Raw genomic sequence first — 16,158 nt, forward strand, 5'->3', positions numbered from 1 at the left:
GCTTCAGTCGACCCGCCGCAGCTTGTCGCCGCGGAAGAAGGCCGCGGCGTTGTCCGTCACCTGGCCGACGATGCGCTGCCGCGCCTCGCGGCTGCCCCAGGCGTTGTGCGGGGTGACGATCAGCCGCGGGATGTCGCCGGCCAGCAGCGGGTTGCCGTCCTTCGGCGGCTCGACGCTGAGCACGTCGGTGGCGGCGCCGCCCAGGTGCCCGCGGCGCAGGGTGTCGGCCAGGGCCTGCTCGTCGATCAGGCCGCCGCGGGCGGTGTTGACGATGAAGGCGCCGGGCTTCATCAGGTCCAGTTCGCGCTGGCCGATCATCCCGCGGGTCTGCTCGGTCAGCGGGCAGTGCAGGCTGATGGCGTCGACCTGCGGCAGCAGCTCGTCCAGCGCCAGGCGGTCGGCGCGCGGCGGGCGGCCAGGAAGTTGGCCGAGCAGCACGCGCATGCCGAAGGCCTCGGCCAGGCGGGCCACCGCGCCGCCCAGTTCGCCGTGGCCGAGCAGGCCGAGGGTCTTGCCTTCCAGCTCGACGATGGGGAAGTCCAGCAGGCAGAACTGAGTGGACTGTTGCCAGCGTCCGGCGCGGACCGCCGCCTGGTAGTCGGGCAGCCGGGTGGCCAGGGCGAGCAGCAGCAGGATGGCGTGCTGGGCCACCGAGGCGGTGCCGTAGCCCTGGCAGTTGGCGACGGCGATGCCGCGCTCGCGGGCGGCGGCCAAGTCGACGTTGTTGGTGCCGGTGGCGGTGACCAGGATCAGCCTGAGGTCCGGGCACTGGGCCAGGGTTTCGGCGCTGATGGGCGCCTTGTTGCTGATGGCCACGTTGGCCTCGCGCAGGCGCCCGGCGATTTCGCCGGGGGCGCTGGCGGGGTGCAGGACCAGCTCGCCGAAGGCCTGGCGCAGGGGCTGCAGGTCGAGGTCGCCGAGGTCGAGGGAGGCGGTGTCGAGGAAGACGGCGCGGGCACTGTTCATCTGTGGCTGTACCTTTTGCGGGAAGCGGGGCTGGCGTAAGGTTGCCAGCCTGACGGCGTTAATCCCACCCCTGCGGAGGTTGCATGTACTGGACGGAATTTCTCACCGTGGCGCTGATCCACCTGCTGGCGGTGGCCAGCCCGGGCCCGGACTTCGCCGTGGTGGTGCGCGAGAGCGTCACCCACGGCCGCCGCGCCGGCACCTGGACGGCGCTGGGCGTGGGCTGCGCCATTTCCATCCATGTGACCTACTCGCTGCTGGGCATCGGCCTGATCGTTTCGCAGTCGATCATGCTGTTCAACACCCTCAAGTGGCTGGCCGCGGCCTACCTGTTCTACATCGGCATCAAGGCCTTGCGCGCCAAACCCAGCGGTGGCGACGGCAGTGTGACGGCCGCTGCGCCGAGCGAACGCACCCCGCGCGGCGCCTTCGTCGCCGGCTTCGTCACCAACGGCCTGAACCCCAAGGCCACGCTGTTCTTCCTCTCGCTGTTCACCGTGGTCATCAACCCGCACACCCCGGTACTGGTGCAGGCCGGCTACGGCGTCTACCTGGCCTGCGCCACCGCGGCCTGGTTCAGCTTCGTGGCGCTGCTGTTCAGCCAGCAGCGCGTGCGCGCCGGCTTCGCCCGCCTGGGGCACTGGTTCGACCGGATGATGGGGGTGGTGCTGGTGGGGTTGGGGGTCAAGCTGGCGTTTACCGAGTTGCGCTGAGGGTTGGGGGCCGCCTTTCGTAGGGGCGAGCTTGCTCGCGGATGGTGTTTGGCTGGGGCTTTGGGGGTTGCGCTTTAGAGCGCCCTCTCCCTAACCCTCTCCCTGAAGGGAGAGGGGACCGTTCGGTGTGTTCGGTTGCTTCGGCGTTAGCCGGCTTGTACCGATTACCCGGCTAACACCAAATCCTTTCTCGGCACGGACAAGCTCCCTCTCCCTTCAGGGAGAGGGCTGGGGAGAGGGGCTCTCAAGCAGCCGAGAATCGCGACAGCCCTGTCCGCGATATCACGCGCAGGGGAATGGCATACACAGCGGCTCGCACGGAGCCGAAACGCAAAGGGCGCGACCATGGTCGCGCCCTTTGCGTTTCCGGTAACAGCGTTACAGCAACTCGACGGCCACCGCGGTGGCTTCGCCGCCGCCGATGCACAGCGAGGCCACACCGCGCTTGCCGCCCTTGTTCTGCAGGGCGTTGATCAGGGTGACGATGATCCGCGAGCCGGTGGAGCCCACCGGGTGGCCCTGGGCGCAGGCGCCGCCGTAGACGTTGACCTTGGCGTGGTCCAGGCCGTGCTCGCGCATGGCCAGCATGGTGACCATGGCGAAGGCTTCGTTGATCTCGAACAGGTCGACGTCGTCCTTGTTCCAGCCGGTCTTCCTGAACAGGTTGGTCATGGCGCCGATCGGGGCCAGGGTGAACTCGCTCGGGTCCTGGCTCTGGGTGGCGTGGCCGACGATCTTCGCCAGCGGCTTCAGGCCGCGGCGCGCGGCTTCCTCGGCGGTCATCAGGACCAGCGCGCTGGCGCCGTCGGAAATGGAACTGGCGTTGGCCGCGGTGATGGTGCCGTCCTTCCTGAAGGCGGGCTTCAGTGTGGGGATCTTGTCCAGGTTGGCGGTCAGCGGCTGTTCGTCGTCCTTCACCACGACCTCGCCCTTGCGGGTGGTGACGGTGACCGGGACGATCTCGCTGGCCAGCGAGCCATCCCGGATGGCGGCCTGGGCGCGCTTGAGCGATTCGATGGCGTAGGCGTCCATGTCTTCGCGGGCGATGCCGTTGCTGTCGGCGGTGTCCTGGGCGAAGGAGCCCATCAGGCGGCCGCTGCGGGCGTCCTCCAGGCCGTCGAGGAACATGTGGTCCTTGATCTCGGCATGGCCCATGCGCAGGCCGGTGCGGGCTTTCTCCAGCACGTAGGGGGCGTTGGACATGCTCTCCATGCCGCCGGCGACCATCACCTGGTTGGTCCCGGCCTTGAGCAGGTCGTGGGCCAGCATCACGGCCTTCATGCCCGAGCCGCACAGCTTGTTGATGGTGGTGCAGCCGGTGGCGGCGGGCAGGCCGGCGTTGAGCGCCGCCTGTCGGGCCGGGCCCTGCTTCAGACCGGCGGGCAGCACGCAGCCCATGATCACTTCCTCGACATCGCCGGCCTCGATGCCGGCGCGGGCGACTGCTTCGCGGATGGCGATGGCGCCCAGGTCGACGGCGGAAACGCCGGCCAGGCTGCCCTGGAAGCCGCCCATGGGAGTGCGGGCGCCGCTGACGATGACGATTTCGGACATGGAAACTACCTCTTGGCTTTTGTTCTCGGGGTGTTCTGGAGGCTCGGCCGTGAACGACCGGGTGGCGGCGATTCTAGCGCGTGACCCGATCAGGCCAAAGAGTCACCCGCAAATCACTCTTTGGATGGATGATTGGTCATGGTTGCGCCTCTACAGTCACCGGCATCGACTCCCATGAAGGTCCCACAGGTAAGCCGAACATGCTCAAGACCCGTCTCCTCCCCGCTGCGAGCAATGCCTACCAGTACCCGTTGCTGATCAAGAGCCTGCTGCTGTCCGGCGCGCGCTATGAAAAAAGCCACGAGATCGTCTACCGCGACCTGGTGCGCTACAACTACGCCACCTTCAACGAACGCGTCGCGCGCCTGGCCAACGTGCTCACCGAGGCCGGCGTGCAGGCCGGCGACACCGTGGCGGTGATGGACTGGGACAGCCATCGCTACCTGGAGGCGATGTTCGCCATCCCGATGATCGGCGCGGTGCTGCACACCATCAACATCCGCCTTTCGCCGGAGCAGATCCTCTACACCATGAACCATGCCGAGGACCGCTTCGTGCTGGTCAACGCCGAGTTCGTGCCGCTCTACCAGGGCATCGCCGGGCAACTGACCACGGTGCAGAAGACCCTGCTGCTGACCGATGGCGCCGACAAGAGCTGCACACTGGCCGACTGCATCGGCGAGTACGAGACGCTGATGGCCGCGGCCAGCCCGCGCTACGCCTTCCCCGACTTCGACGAGAATTCGGTGGCCACCACCTTCTACACCACCGGCACCACCGGTAACCCCAAGGGGGTGTATTTCACCCACCGCCAGTTGGTGCTGCACACCCTGGCCATGGCCTCGACCATCGCCAGCCTGGACAGCATCCGCCTGATGGGCAACAGCGACGTGTACATGCCGATCACGCCGATGTTCCACGTGCACGCCTGGGGTACTCCCTACGTGGCCACCATGCTCGGTATCAAGCAGGTGTACCCGGGGCGTTACGACCCGGAACTGCTGGTCGAGCTGTGGAAACGCGAGAACGTCACCTTCTCCCACTGCGTGCCGACCATCCTGCAGATGGTGATGAACGCCAAGGCCGCCCAGGGCGTGGACTTCAAGGGCTGGAAGATCATCATCGGCGGCAGCGCGCTGACCCGCTCGCTGTACGAGGCGGCCCAGGCCCGAGGCATCCAGCTGACCGCGGCCTACGGCATGTCCGAGACCTGCCCGCTGATCTCCTGCGCCTACCTCAACGACGAGCTCCTGGCCGGCAGCGAGGACGAACGCACCACCTACCGGATCAAGGCCGGCGTGCCGGTGCCGCTGGTGGACGCGGCGATCATGGACGAGCACGGCCAACTGCTGCCGGCCGACGGCGAGGCCCAGGGCGAGCTGGTGCTGCGTTCGCCCTGGCTGACCCAGGGCTACTTCCGCGAGCCGCAGAAGGGCGAGGAACTCTGGGCCGGCGGCTGGATGCACACCGGCGACGTGGCCACCCTCGACGGCATGGGCTTCATCGACATCCGCGACCGCATCAAGGACGTGATCAAGACCGGCGGCGAATGGCTGTCCTCGCTGGAGCTGGAAGACCTCATCAGCCGTCACCCGGCGGTGCGCGAAGTGGCGGTGGTGGGGGTGCCGGACCCGCAATGGGGCGAGCGCCCGTTCGCCCTGCTGGTGCTCTTCGAGGGCCAGCAGCTGGACGCCAAGGGGCTGAAGGAGCACCTCAAGCCTTTCGTCGAACAGGGCCACATCAACAAGTGGGCGATTCCTTCGCAGATCGCCGTTGTTACTGAAGTTCCCAAGACCAGCGTGGGCAAGCTGGACAAGAAGCGCATCCGTGTGGATATCGCTCGTTGGCAGGAGTCCGGCAGCGAATTCCTCTCCGCCCTGTAAGCCCTTCCCTACAGGCTGCGTCCCCCGAGCAAGCGCTTGGCACGGGGCGCAGCCTCTGCTAATCCTTCCTGCGAGCCGTCTAGCTTGCGGCTCGTTGCCGCAGCGACGCGCTAAATCACACTTTCGAGGGATCAAGCCCGCCGGGGGGCTGGCTATAGTCGCTGCCACTCATAACAAAAAACACACATGGAGTAGCGTCGATGACACAAATGAAGAAGATCTGGCGCCTGGCTCGTTTGCCACTGGCCGTCAGCCTGGCTTCCACGCTTGCCACCCCCGCTTCGGCGGTCACCTTCAACATCGGCGAGATCGAGGGCTCCTTCGACTCCAGCCTGTCGGTCGGCGCCAGCTGGTCGACGCAGAATCCGGACAAGAACCTGATCGGTTCCAACAACGGCGGTCACGGCCTGTCGCAGACCTCCGACGACGGCCACCTGAACTACAAGGCCGGCAAGACCTTCTCGAAGATCTTCAAGGGCATCCACGACCTGGAGCTGAAGTACGGCGACACCGGCGTGTTCCTGCGCGGCAAGTACTGGTACGACTTCGAGCAGAAGGACGAGAGCACCGAGTTCAAGCCGCTCAGCGACAGTGGCCGCAAGACCGCCGCCAAGGCTTCCGGCGCCGAGCTGCTGGACGCCTTCATCTATCATAAGTACAGCATCGCCGACCTGCCGGGCAACGTGCGCCTGGGCAAGCAGGTGGTGAACTGGGGCGAGAGCACCTTCATCCAGGGCGGCATCAACTCGATCAACCCGTTCGACGTCACCGCGCTGCGCCGTCCTGGCTCCGAGATCAAGGAAGCCCTGGTACCGGTGAACATGTTCTACCTGTCGCAGAACCTCACCGACAACCTGTCCGCCGAAGGCTTCTACCAACTGGAGTGGGACCAGACGGTGGTGGACAACTGCGGCACCTTCTTCTCCCAGCCGGACGTGATCGCCGACGGCTGCACCGACAACCTGCGCGTGCTGACCAACGCCCAGGCGCTGGGGGCGGGGAACGTGGCGCTGGCCAAGCAGTTCGGCGTGGACGTCAACAACGAGGGCGCCCTGGTGCGCCGCGGGCCGGACCGCGATGCCCGCGACAGCGGCCAGTATGGCCTGTCGCTGAAGTACTACGCCGACGCCCTGAACACCGAGTTCGGCGGCTACTACATGAACTACCACAGCCGCCTGCCGATCTTCAGCGGCCGTGGCGCTTCCCAGTCCATCTACAACCTGGCCAACTCCCTCAGCGGCACCCCGCTGCAAGCCTTCGCCCCGCTGCTGGTGGCGGGCAACTCCTCGTACTTCGTCGAGTACCCGGAAGACATCCACCTGTATGGCCTGAGCTTCTCCACCACCCTGCCCACCGGCACGGCCTGGCAGGGCGAGATCAGCTACCGGCCCAACGCCCCGGTGCAGCTGAACACCACCGACATCCTGTTCTCCGGCGTGGTGCCGCTGGGCGGCGTGTACGGCAACGCTTCGGTGCTCCAGGGGGTTCCGGACACCGACCTGCACGGCTACCGCCGCAAGGAAATCACCCAGCTGCAGACCACCTTCACCCACTTCTTCGACCAGGTCATGGGCGCCGAGCGTCTGACCCTGGTGGGCGAGGTGGGCTGGACCCACGTCGGCGGCCTGGAAAGTACCTCCAAGGCGCGCTACGGCCGCGACCCGGTATTCGGCCCCGGCCCGCTCCCGGCGACCGGCAACCTGAACACCTGCCAGGTGCTGAACAACTCGACCCTGGGCAGCGCGCCGAAGAACAACCTGTCGCGCAACTGCGAGAACGACGGCTTCACCACCGCCGACTCCTGGGGCTACCGCATGCGCGCCATCTGGGACTACAACGACGTGTTCGCCGGGGTGAACCTCAAGCCCAACGTGGCCTGGTCCCACGACGTAGACGGCTATTCGCCCGGCCCGGGCGGTAACTTCGAGGAAGGCCGCAAGGCGATCAGCCTGGGCGTCGACGCCGACTACATGAACACCTACACCGCGAGCCTTTCCTACACCAACTACTTCGACGGCAAGTACTCCACCCTGGTCGACCGCGACTTCGTCGCGCTCAGCTTCGGCGTGAACTTCTAAGCGGCACCCGCGCCCCGCCCGGGCCCGGGCGGGGCGCCAGCAGACAGAGATCGCGAGCGCGGCGGCGCGGCCGCCGCGCGAGCAGTAACGACTCATCGAGGACGACGCGATAATGAGAACAACAAAGAGACTGCTGCAAACCGGCGCACTGGCCCTGGGCCTGAGCCTGCTGGCCACCCAGGTGATGGCTGCGGTGTCCGCCGCCGACGCCGCCAAGCTGGGCACCACCCTGACCCCGGTCGGCGCCGAGAAGGCCGGCAACGCCGACGGCAGCATTCCCGCCTGGACCGGCGGCCTGCCGAAGAACGCCGGCGCCGTGGACAGCAAGGGCTTCCTCGCCGACCCCTTCGCCAGCGAGAAGCCGCTGTTCACCATCACCGCGCAGAACGTCGAGCAGTACAAGGACAAGCTGACCCCCGGCCAACTGGCCATGTTCAAGCGCTACCCCGACACCTACAAGATGCCGGTGTACCCGTCGCACCGCACCGCCACCCTGCCTGACTCGGTGCTCGAAGCGACCAGGAAGAACGCCACCGCCACCAACCTGGTGCAGGGCGGCAACGGCCTGCAGAACTTCCAGACCGCCAACCCCTTCCCGATCCCGCAGAACGGCCTGGAAGTCATCTGGAACCACATCACCCGCTACCGCGGCGGCCACGTGCGCCGTCTGGTGACCCAGGCCACCCCGCAGGTCAACGGCAGCTACTCGCTGGTGTACTTCCAGGACGAGTTCGTGTTCCGCACCGACCTGAAGGACTACGACCCGAGCAAGCCGAGCAACGTGCTGTTCTACTTCAAGCAGCAGGTCACCGCCCCGGCGCGCCTGGCCGGTAACGTGCTGCTGGTGCACGAGACCCTCGACCAGGTCAAGGAACCGCGCCTGGCGTGGCTCTACAACGCCGGCCAGCGCCGCGTGCGCCGCGCCCCGCAGGTGTCCTACGACGGCCCCGGCACCGCCGCCGACGGCCTGCGCACCTCGGACAACCTGGACATGTACAACGGCGCGCCGGACCGCTACGACTGGAAGCTGGTGGGCAAGCAGGAGCTGTACATCCCGTACAACAACTACAAGCTCGACGATCCCAAGCTGAAGTACGCGGACATCATCAAGCCCGGCCACCTGAACCAGGACCTGACCCGCTACGAGCTGCACCGCGTATGGCATGTGGTCGCGACCCTGAAGGCCGGCGAGCGCCACATCTACGCCAAGCGTGACTTCTACATCGACGAGGACACCTGGCAAGCCGCCGAGATCGACCATTACGACGGCCGCGGCACCCTGTGGCGCGTAGCCGAGGCCTTCTCGCAGTACTACTACAACAACCAGGTACCGTGGTACACCGCGGAAACCCTGTACGACCTGCTCTCCAGCCGCTACCTGGTGCTGGGCCTGAAGAACGAGGAGAAATCCGCCTACGACTTCAACTACAGCGCCTCTGAAAGCGACTTCACCCCCGCGGCGCTGCGTCAGGAAGGCGTGCGCTAAGTCGAGTCGCTTTGCTGAAAGCCGGCCTTCGGGCCGGCTTTTTCATGGGCGGACGGATACGGTGATGTGGCGATATGCCGCTATAATCACGGCAAAACGCCGCCATGGGTGAGCCCTTGCCTCACGCGTACCGCAACCTGCTCGACGACGAAGAGATCGAGGCGCTGCTGGAAATCACCGTCCGTCCCGAGCGTCCGCCGACGGTGCTACTGGTGGACGACGACCCGCAGGTGCTCGCCGAGATGCGCGAGCTGATCGAAAGCGCCGACCTGCAATGCCTGACCGCGAGCAACAGCGCCCAGGCCCTGCGCCGTATCGGCCGCGACGAATCGGCCATCGACCTGCTGGTCACCGACCTGTGCATGGAAGGCGAGGGCGCCGGCCTGGAGCTGATCCGCCAGCTCCACGCCCAGGGCACCTTCCTGCCGATCATCGTGCTCTCCGGCACCACCCGCGCCCGCGACGTGGTCGAGGCGATGCGCCTGAACGTACTGGACTTCCTGCTCAAGCCGGTGGAGCCGGAGGAGTTTCTGCGAACGCTCAAGCGTTGCCTGTGAGGCGTTCCGATAGCCCTGGCCATCTCCGCTACGGGGGGAGGAAACCGCGCTTTCCCGGCTACCTGTAGCGGGCCCTGCCCGCGATTCGCGCGCAGGGCGCGCTCCTACATGGGAATGGCGCGGGTGGGGCGGCGTAGGAGCGGATCTCATCCGCGAACCGCGCCGTTGGTTCCGGCCATCGCGGACAAGGTCCGCTCCTACGGGGAGGAGCAGCAACCTGTAAGCGGGCCCTGCCCGCGATTCGCGCGCAGGGCGCGCTCCTACATGGGAATGGCGCGGGTGGGGCAGCGTAGCGGATCTCATCCGCGAATCGCGCCGATACGTCCGGCCATCGCGGACAAGGTCCGCTCCTACGGGGGGAGGAACACCGCGCTTTCCCGGCTACCCGCGGGCCCTGCCCGCGATTTCGCGCGCAGGGCGCGCTCCTACATGGGAATGGCGTGGGCATGGCTTTTCGTGGGAGCGAGCTTGCTCGCGAACATGTCCCCGCGGCGGAATCCCTTCGTACTGGTTACAGCGCCTGCGCCTTGAGGGTATCGCACTTGCCCGGCGAGCCCGTGTCGAAGCCGAGCTTGAACCAGCGCATGCGCTGCGCCGAGGTGCCGTGGGTGAAGGAGTCCGGCACCACGGTGCCGCGCGACTGCTTCTGCAGGCGGTCGTCGCCGATGGCGTTGGCGGCGTTCAGCGCGCTTTCGATGTCGCCCGGCTCCAGCCATTGCAGGCGCTGCTGGGCTTTGTTGGCCCATACGCCGGCGAAGCAGTCGGCTTGCAGCTCCAGGCGCACCGACAGGCCGTTGGCGCCCTCCATGGGCGCGCCGCGGCGGCGCGCGGCCTCGACCTTGGCCGAGATGCCCAGCAGGTTCTGCACGTGGTGGCCGACCTCGTGGGCGATCACGTAGGCGCGGGCGAAGTCGCCGGCGGCGGAGAAGCGCTGCTCCATCTCGCGGAAGAAGCCCAGGTCCAGGTACACCCGGTGGTCGCCGGGGCAGTAGAACGGGCCCACCGCCGAGGAGGCGAAGCCGCAGGCGGAGTTCACCCCGCCGTTGAACAGGATCAGCTTGGGCTGCTCGTACTGGGCGTTGCTGTGGGCGAAGATCTGCCCCCAGGTGTCCTCGGTGTCGCCGAGCACGGCGCGCACGAAGTCCACCTGCGGGTCGGCGCCGGTCGCCGGGCGGCCCTGCACCTGCGGGCGCGCCGGGGCCTGGCCGGCGTCCATCTGGCCGAGCAGGCTGCCGAGGATCTGCATCGGGTCCTGGCCCATCAGCAGGCCGACCACCACCACGATGGCCACCCCGCCCAGGCTCAGGCCGCGGCCGCCGATGCGCATGCCGCCACCGCCCATGCCGCCGCCGCTGTCGTCGCGGGCATCCACCACGTTGTCGCTGCGTCGTCCTTTGCGCCAGAGCATGGCGTCTTCTCCTGAAAGTTCGTGGATTGAGTGTCGTCGGCGCCCGGCCGACCCGCCAGGCCGGCCGTCAGGCCAGCGCGCAGAGCAACTGGGCGTGGGCCAGCAGCTGCACCTTGCCGCCCACCTGCACCTGGTCGTCGTCGCCGACGCGCACCTCCAGCAGGCTGGGGCGACCGGCGAAGCGGCCCTGGTGCAGCTCGAAGGTCTCGCCGCGACGGGCCTTGCCCAGCTCCACCAGGTAGGCGGCGACCGGGCCGGCGGCGCTGCCGGTGGCGACATCCTCGACCAGCCCGGCGTTGTCCCAGGTGCGGCCCTCGCGGTTATCCACATCCAGCAGGAAGACGAAGGCCGCGCCCAGGGCGGCCAGGCGCTCGGCCAGTTGTGCGGTGAACTCGGCGCGCTGACGGATGCGCCCGAGAGCCTCGCTGCGCACCGGCAGCAGCACGTAGGGCAGGCCGGTGCTGATCACCTGCGCCGGGTAGTCGGCGAGGTCGCCCGCGTTCAGCGAGAAGGCTTCGGCGAACCAGCGGCGCTCCTCCGCGTCGAGCACGGCGCCGAACTGCGCCTGGCCCTGGTTCATCTGCGCGATGAAACTTTGACCGTGGCGGCGGGTGGTGAGGTTCACGTCCCTGGTCGCCAGCTGCAGCGTCCAGTGCTCCTGTTCGCCGCGCTGGTGGATGTGGTGCAGCAGCGCGGCGGCGCCCAGCAGCGGGTGGCCGGCGAAGGGCAGTTCTTCCTCGGGAGTGAAGATGCGCGCGGCGTAGGTGTCCAGCTCGGCGCTGGGGAACAGGAAGATGCTCTCGAACTGGCGCAGCTCCTGGGTCAGCGCCTGCAGCGTGGCGTCGGCCAGGCCGCGCGCGTCGGCGAACACCGCCAGGCCGTTGCCGGCCAGCGGGCGGTCGGCGAACACGTCGAGTTGCCAGTAATGCAGAAAGGACATGGTGCTCCCGTGGAAAGTAGGGCTCGACAGCGAGCCTAGCGGCGGATATGTTCGCCGACAAGAAAAGCCCAGCTTTTCAGGCCACCGCAGTGGCCGGCGTCGCTCGGACGGTTCCGGGCGCTTACGTTCACCGAGGAAATCATGACTGAACCCCGTTCAGCACGCCGCTTCGCGCGTATCGACCGTCTCCCGCCCTACGTCTTCAACATCACCGCCGAACTGAAGATGGCCGCCCGCCGCCGCGGCGAGGACATCATCGACCTGTCCATGGGCAACCCCGACGGCGCCACCCCGCCGCACATCGTCGAGAAGCTGGTGCAGGTCGCCCAGCGCGAAGACACCCACGGCTACTCCACCTCCCGCGGCATTCCGCGCCTGCGCCGGGCGATCTCGCACTGGTACAGGGAGCGCTACGCGGTGGACGTCGACCCGGAAACCGAGGCCATCGTCACCATCGGCTCCAAGGAAGGCCTGGCGCACCTGATGCTGGCCACCCTGGACCATGGCGACAACATCCTGGTGCCGAACCCCAGCTACCCGATCCACATCTACGGCGCGGTGATCGCCGGCGCCCAGGTGCGCTCGGTGCCGCTGGTGCCGGGCATCGACTTCTTCAACGAGCTGGAGCGGGCGATCCGCGAGTCGATCCCCAAGCCGAAGATGATGATCCTCGGCTTCCCCTCCAACCCGACCGCTCAGTGCGTGGAGCTGGACTTCTTCGAGCGCGTGGTGGCCCTGGCCAAGCAGTACGACGTGCTGGTGGTGCACGACCTGGCCTACGCCGACATCGTCTTCGACGGCTGGAAGGCGCCGTCGATCATGCAGGTGCCGGGGGCCAAGGACATCGCGGTGGAGTTCTTCACCCTGTCCAAGAGCTACAACATGGCCGGCTGGCGCATCGGCTTCATGGTCGGCAACCCGGAACTGGTCTCGGCTCTGGCGCGGATCAAGAGCTACCACGACTACGGCACCTTCACCCCGCTGCAAGTGGCTGCCATCGCCGCCCTGGAAGGCGATCAGCAGTGCGTGCGCGACATCGCCAGCCAGTACCAGGCGCGCCGCGACGTGCTGGTGAAGGGCCTGCACGAGGCCGGCTGGATGGTCGAGAACCCCAAGGCGTCGATGTACGTCTGGGCGAAGATTCCCGAGCCCTATGCGCACCTAGGCTCGCTGGAGTTCGCCAAGAAGCTGTTGAAGGATGCCAAGGTGTCGGTGTCGCCGGGTATCGGCTTTGGTGACTATGGCGACGACCATGTGCGCTTTGCGTTGATCGAGAACCGTGATCGCTTGCGCCAGGCGGTGCGGGGGATCAAGGCGATGTTCCGGGCGGATGGGGTGTTGCCGAAGGCCAAGGTGGCTGAATAAGGCGGGAATGAAGAAGGGGCGGCCGGTTGGTCGCCCCTTTTTGTTTGTGGGGGAGGGGCGGAAGGGCTTGGTGGGGGACTGGAGAGCGCCCTCTCCCTAACCCTCTCCCTGAAGGGAGAGGGGACCGTTGGGCAGGGTTGGATGTCGTGGCGTTAGCCGGCAACGCCTGTAGTGGTCAACTAATTCCGGACACCTCGATAGGTGGTTTCGACGCCATCGCCCGCTCGTAAACGGTCGGTGGCAGATATCCCAGTTTCGAGTGCAGCCGCTCGTTGTTGTAAAACCCAACGATGTATTCCACGATGTCACGTATCGCTTCTGCGTGATTGGCGTAGTCGCGGCGCCATACCCGCTCCATTTTCAAACTCAGAAAAAAGCGTTCCATCACTGAGTTGTCCCAGCAGTTACCTTTACGGCTCATGCTTTGCTGCATGTCATTTCGCGCCAGCAACGCTCTGTAGCTTGCGCTGGCGTACTGGCTACCGCGATCCGAGTGGGCGATCAGGCCAGGTGGCGGTTGACGCTGAGCAATTGCCAGCTGCATTGCACTACACACCAGCTCGGCAGGCATGTTCGGGGCCATGGACCAACCCACGATCTTGCGTGAGAACAAATCCAATACCACAGCCAGGTACAGCCAGCCGCTGCGGGTCCGGATGTAGGTAATGTCCGCTACCCAGGCCTTGTTTACCGCCTCAGGCTCGAATTGACGATTCAGTACATTGTCGGCAACTGGCAGGTCGTGCTTGCTATCGGTCGTGTGCACAAACTTACGCTTCCAAGCCGAACGCAGGCCGTTGGCACGCATCAAGCGACGAATTTTATAAACGCCGATTTCCATACCCTTGGCGCGCAACGCTTTACGTAACGGACGGCTCCCATAGCAGCCGCCACTCGCATCAAACGACGCTTTGAGCTGCACGGTCACGGGGCAAACCGATGCTGGCGTGTCGGCACGCCTGTTTGCCTCGTAGAACCCCGATCGGCTGACCCCCAGCAGCCGACAGACATACGCCACCGAATAAGCCTTCTGTTGCAGCTGCCGAACCAGGCGATACGTTACTTCAGCTCGCGGGCAAAGAAGGCGGTGGCTTTTTTTAATACATCGTTATCCATCTTGAGCTGGCGGTTTTCCTGCTCCAGCTGCCGGATTCGCTGCTGTTCGGATGTTAGTGGTTTACCGATCCCGGGCTGACCCAATTGCTCAGCCTCGTACTGCTGAACCCAGCGCCGGACGGCTGTCTCACCAATATTCAGATCGCGACAGACCTGCGGAGCGGTCAGCCCCTGGTCCTTGATCATCTTCACGACTTGCAGCTTGAAGCTGTCGTCGAATGTCCTGCGTTTGGTGGTCATGAAAAACTCCTCGATAGATGCATTTTCCACCTATCGAGGTGTCCGGGGAAATTAGACCACTACAGCCGGAGGTTTCCGGCTGAAACCATTCCTTCTCTCGGCACGGACTAGCCCCCTCTCCCTTCAGGGCGGGGCGCGCAGCCGAGGGCTGGGGAGAGGGCGCGGAGTTGATCCCAGGCTCCAAAGCAGCAGGGATACTCCAAGCCCCCCTCAACGCCCCGGATAATCCGCCAGCACCACCGCCTTCCCATCCTTGCCCAACCCCAGCACCTGGTAGGCATCGTAACGCCCACCCATCTCCATCCCCGGCGAGCCCATGGGCATCCCCGGCACCGCCGCGCCCACCAGGTCGGCGCGCTCGCGCAGCTTGAGCACTTCGCTGGCCGGCACGTGGCCTTCGACGAACTTGCCGTCGATCACCCCGGTGTGGCACGAGCCCATGGCGTAGGGCACGCCCAGGCGCGTCTTCACCGCGCTCATGTCCGCCTCGACGTGGTCGTTGACCGTGAAGCCGTTGGCCTGCAGGTGCTTGATCCAGTCCTTGCAGCAGCCGCAGTTGACGTCGCGGTGCACGTCGATGGTCAGCGGCTGGGCGGCCTGGGCGGTGCCGGCGAGGAGGGCGGCGAGAAGGAGGATGCGGCGCATGGGAAGCTCCTGTCAGAACGAAATCCGTGGAGCATACTCTCAGGGACGGCGGCGCCCGTCCCTGCTCTGTATCAGCTTATGACGCCGCCGCCGAACTCGGCGTGCCGAGCAAGGTCTGTGTCCTTTATCCATCTTCATTTTGCCGAGGGCTGACGGGCCCCAGGAGGAACAGGATGCTCTTCGCCCGCTTCGTCTTGCTGCTACAGGCCCTGGTGTGGGCCGGCCTGGGCCTGCTGTACTGGGTGCGCCCCTACGAGATGGCCAACCTCAGCGGCATGCTGCTGATGGAGCCGGAGTCGGTCAGCGACGCCCAGGTGTTCTACGGCGGCCACCAGTTCGCCCTGGCGCTGTTCCTGCTGTTCGCCCTGCGCCGCCGCGAGCTGCTGCGCGCCGGGCTGATCCTGGTGGTGCTGGTGCAGCTCACCCTGACCCTGTCGCGGCTGCTCATCGCCTGGTCCTCGGGCCTGGGCATCGACACCGACGCCACCCTCTACGGCCTGGTCTACCGCGGCAGCGTGTCGCTGCTGGCGATCTTCGCCCTGTACTGGCTGGAGCGCGGCCGGCGCGAGCCGGAGCCGGCCGAACCGCTGCCGGAGGCGCCGGTGGAGAAGGTGCGCGACGCCGACTTCGAAGGGCTCTGAAACAAGGTCCGAATGACTCTGCGGCGAGTCAGGATGACTCCGCCGGATGATGTCATTTCGACTCCTTCATCGCGCCAACCCTTGATCCATGGGCCCTCGGGGGCTGGCACGCTTGCTGTAATGGCTTGGCTACCTTCAAACGCCAATGGAGCGATCATGAAAGTAGCGAGCCTGTGTGCAATGGGTGTGGTGCTGTTGTCCTGCGCGGTGGCGCAGGCGGACCAGGTGGTGGCTGAACGGCCGGACAACACGGTCGGCGGCGGTTTCGGCGCGGGCAGCGGGGTGCTGATCGGCGGCGCCCTGGGCGGGCCCTTCGGCGCGCTGGCGGGGGCCGGCATCGGCTGGCTGGCCGGCAGTGGCGTGCAGCAGGCCAGCGGCGCCAGCCAGAAGGCCTACGTGGTGCAGGCGGAGGACGGCAGCCAGCGCAGCGTGCGTTCGCCCAACGCCGAGTTCCAGGTGGGCCAGCGCGTGGAGGCCGACGGTATCCGCCTGCGCGCCGCGAACTGACGCGCATCCGCCCGGCGCCGCTGGGGCGGCGCCGGCTTCCGTGCTATCGTTGCGCCCCG

Annotated in this window: 14 protein-coding genes; 8 read left to right on the forward strand and 6 right to left on the reverse strand. The window is 66.5% G+C overall.

Annotated features, from left to right (window positions below):
- Window positions 1-3: 3 nt before the first annotated feature.
- Window positions 4-966 (reverse strand): 2-hydroxyacid dehydrogenase, encoded by a 963-nt coding sequence (locus tag IG194_RS19450; RefSeq protein WP_058488505.1) that lies wholly within the window; start codon window positions 964-966, stop codon window positions 4-6.
- 83 nt (window positions 967-1,049) lie between these two features.
- On the opposite strand from IG194_RS19450, the gene IG194_RS19455 reads away from it, so the two are divergent.
- Window positions 1,050-1,679, forward strand: coding sequence for a LysE family translocator (locus IG194_RS19455; protein WP_058488506.1), 630 nt, complete (start codon window positions 1,050-1,052; stop codon window positions 1,677-1,679).
- A 378-nt stretch (window positions 1,680-2,057) separates the two neighbouring features.
- Here the strand turns inward: IG194_RS19455 and IG194_RS19460 are convergent, their stop codons facing one another.
- Complete coding sequence (locus IG194_RS19460) at window positions 2,058-3,233, reverse strand: acetyl-CoA C-acyltransferase (RefSeq protein WP_058488507.1); 1,176 nt, start codon at window positions 3,231-3,233, stop codon at window positions 2,058-2,060.
- Between the two features lie 200 nt (window positions 3,234-3,433).
- Between IG194_RS19460 and IG194_RS19465 the strand changes: the two genes are divergently transcribed.
- From IG194_RS19465 to IG194_RS19480, 4 genes are all read left to right on the forward strand, one after another.
- Window positions 3,434-5,116 carry a fatty acid--CoA ligase gene (locus IG194_RS19465; protein ID WP_058488508.1) on the forward strand — a complete coding sequence of 561 codons (1,683 nt, stop codon included), beginning with the start codon at window positions 3,434-3,436 and terminating at the stop codon, window positions 5,114-5,116.
- 200 nt (window positions 5,117-5,316) lie between these two features.
- The gene (locus IG194_RS19470) at window positions 5,317-7,194 is read left to right on the forward strand and encodes a DUF1302 domain-containing protein (RefSeq protein ID WP_009617480.1); all 1,878 of its coding nucleotides are present in this window, start codon (window positions 5,317-5,319) and stop codon (window positions 7,192-7,194) included.
- 112 nt (window positions 7,195-7,306) lie between these two features.
- Window positions 7,307-8,680, forward strand: coding sequence for a DUF1329 domain-containing protein (locus tag IG194_RS19475; protein ID WP_009617481.1), 1,374 nt, complete (start codon window positions 7,307-7,309; stop codon window positions 8,678-8,680).
- Between the two features lie 116 nt (window positions 8,681-8,796).
- Complete coding sequence (locus IG194_RS19480; RefSeq protein ID WP_043313648.1) at window positions 8,797-9,237, forward strand: response regulator; 441 nt, start codon at window positions 8,797-8,799, stop codon at window positions 9,235-9,237.
- A 511-nt stretch (window positions 9,238-9,748) separates the two neighbouring features.
- On the opposite strand, the gene IG194_RS19485 is transcribed toward IG194_RS19480, so the two are convergent.
- Together IG194_RS19485 and IG194_RS19490 are read right to left on the reverse strand one after the other, a co-directional pair.
- A complete protein-coding gene (locus tag IG194_RS19485) occupies window positions 9,749-10,645 on the reverse strand; it encodes a neutral zinc metallopeptidase (RefSeq protein ID WP_058488509.1) in 897 nt (298 codons plus the stop codon).
- A gap of 67 nt (window positions 10,646-10,712) precedes the next feature.
- A complete protein-coding gene (locus IG194_RS19490; protein WP_058488510.1) occupies window positions 10,713-11,585 on the reverse strand; it encodes a PhzF family phenazine biosynthesis protein in 873 nt (290 codons plus the stop codon).
- Window positions 11,586-11,726: 141 nt separating this feature from the next.
- Here IG194_RS19490 and alaC point away from each other — a divergent pair, with 141 nt between their 5' ends.
- Window positions 11,727-12,950, forward strand: a complete 1,224-nt coding sequence (alaC, locus tag IG194_RS19495; protein ID WP_058488511.1) for an alanine transaminase — start codon at window positions 11,727-11,729, stop codon at window positions 12,948-12,950.
- A gap of 175 nt (window positions 12,951-13,125) precedes the next feature.
- On the opposite strand, the gene IG194_RS19500 is transcribed toward alaC, so the two are convergent.
- Window positions 13,126-14,306, reverse strand: a protein-coding gene (locus IG194_RS19500; protein WP_197674156.1) for an IS3 family transposase whose coding sequence is annotated in 2 segments (ribosomal slippage) — window positions 13,126-14,051 and window positions 14,051-14,306 — 1,182 coding nt in all. Because the reading frame shifts where the segments join, the coding sequence is not laid out codon by codon here.
- A 210-nt stretch (window positions 14,307-14,516) separates the two neighbouring features.
- On the reverse strand, window positions 14,517-14,951 hold the full coding sequence (locus tag IG194_RS19505) for a DUF411 domain-containing protein (protein WP_058488512.1): 435 nt from the start codon (window positions 14,949-14,951) through the stop codon (window positions 14,517-14,519).
- Between the two features lie 173 nt (window positions 14,952-15,124).
- Between IG194_RS19505 and IG194_RS19510 the strand changes: the two genes are divergently transcribed.
- Window positions 15,125-15,592: a DUF4345 family protein gene (locus tag IG194_RS19510; RefSeq protein ID WP_009617493.1), complete on the forward strand. Its 468-nt coding sequence runs from the start codon at window positions 15,125-15,127 to the stop codon at window positions 15,590-15,592.
- Window positions 15,593-15,748: 156 nt separating this feature from the next.
- On the forward strand, window positions 15,749-16,099 hold the full coding sequence (locus IG194_RS19515) for a hypothetical protein (protein WP_009617495.1): 351 nt from the start codon (window positions 15,749-15,751) through the stop codon (window positions 16,097-16,099).
- The last annotated feature ends 59 nt before the right edge of the window (window positions 16,100-16,158 follow it).

Origin of the sequence: Pseudomonas sp. ADPe (genome assembly GCF_014843515.1) — a bacterium.
GTDB lineage: Bacteria > Pseudomonadota > Gammaproteobacteria > Pseudomonadales > Pseudomonadaceae > Pseudomonas > Pseudomonas citronellolis.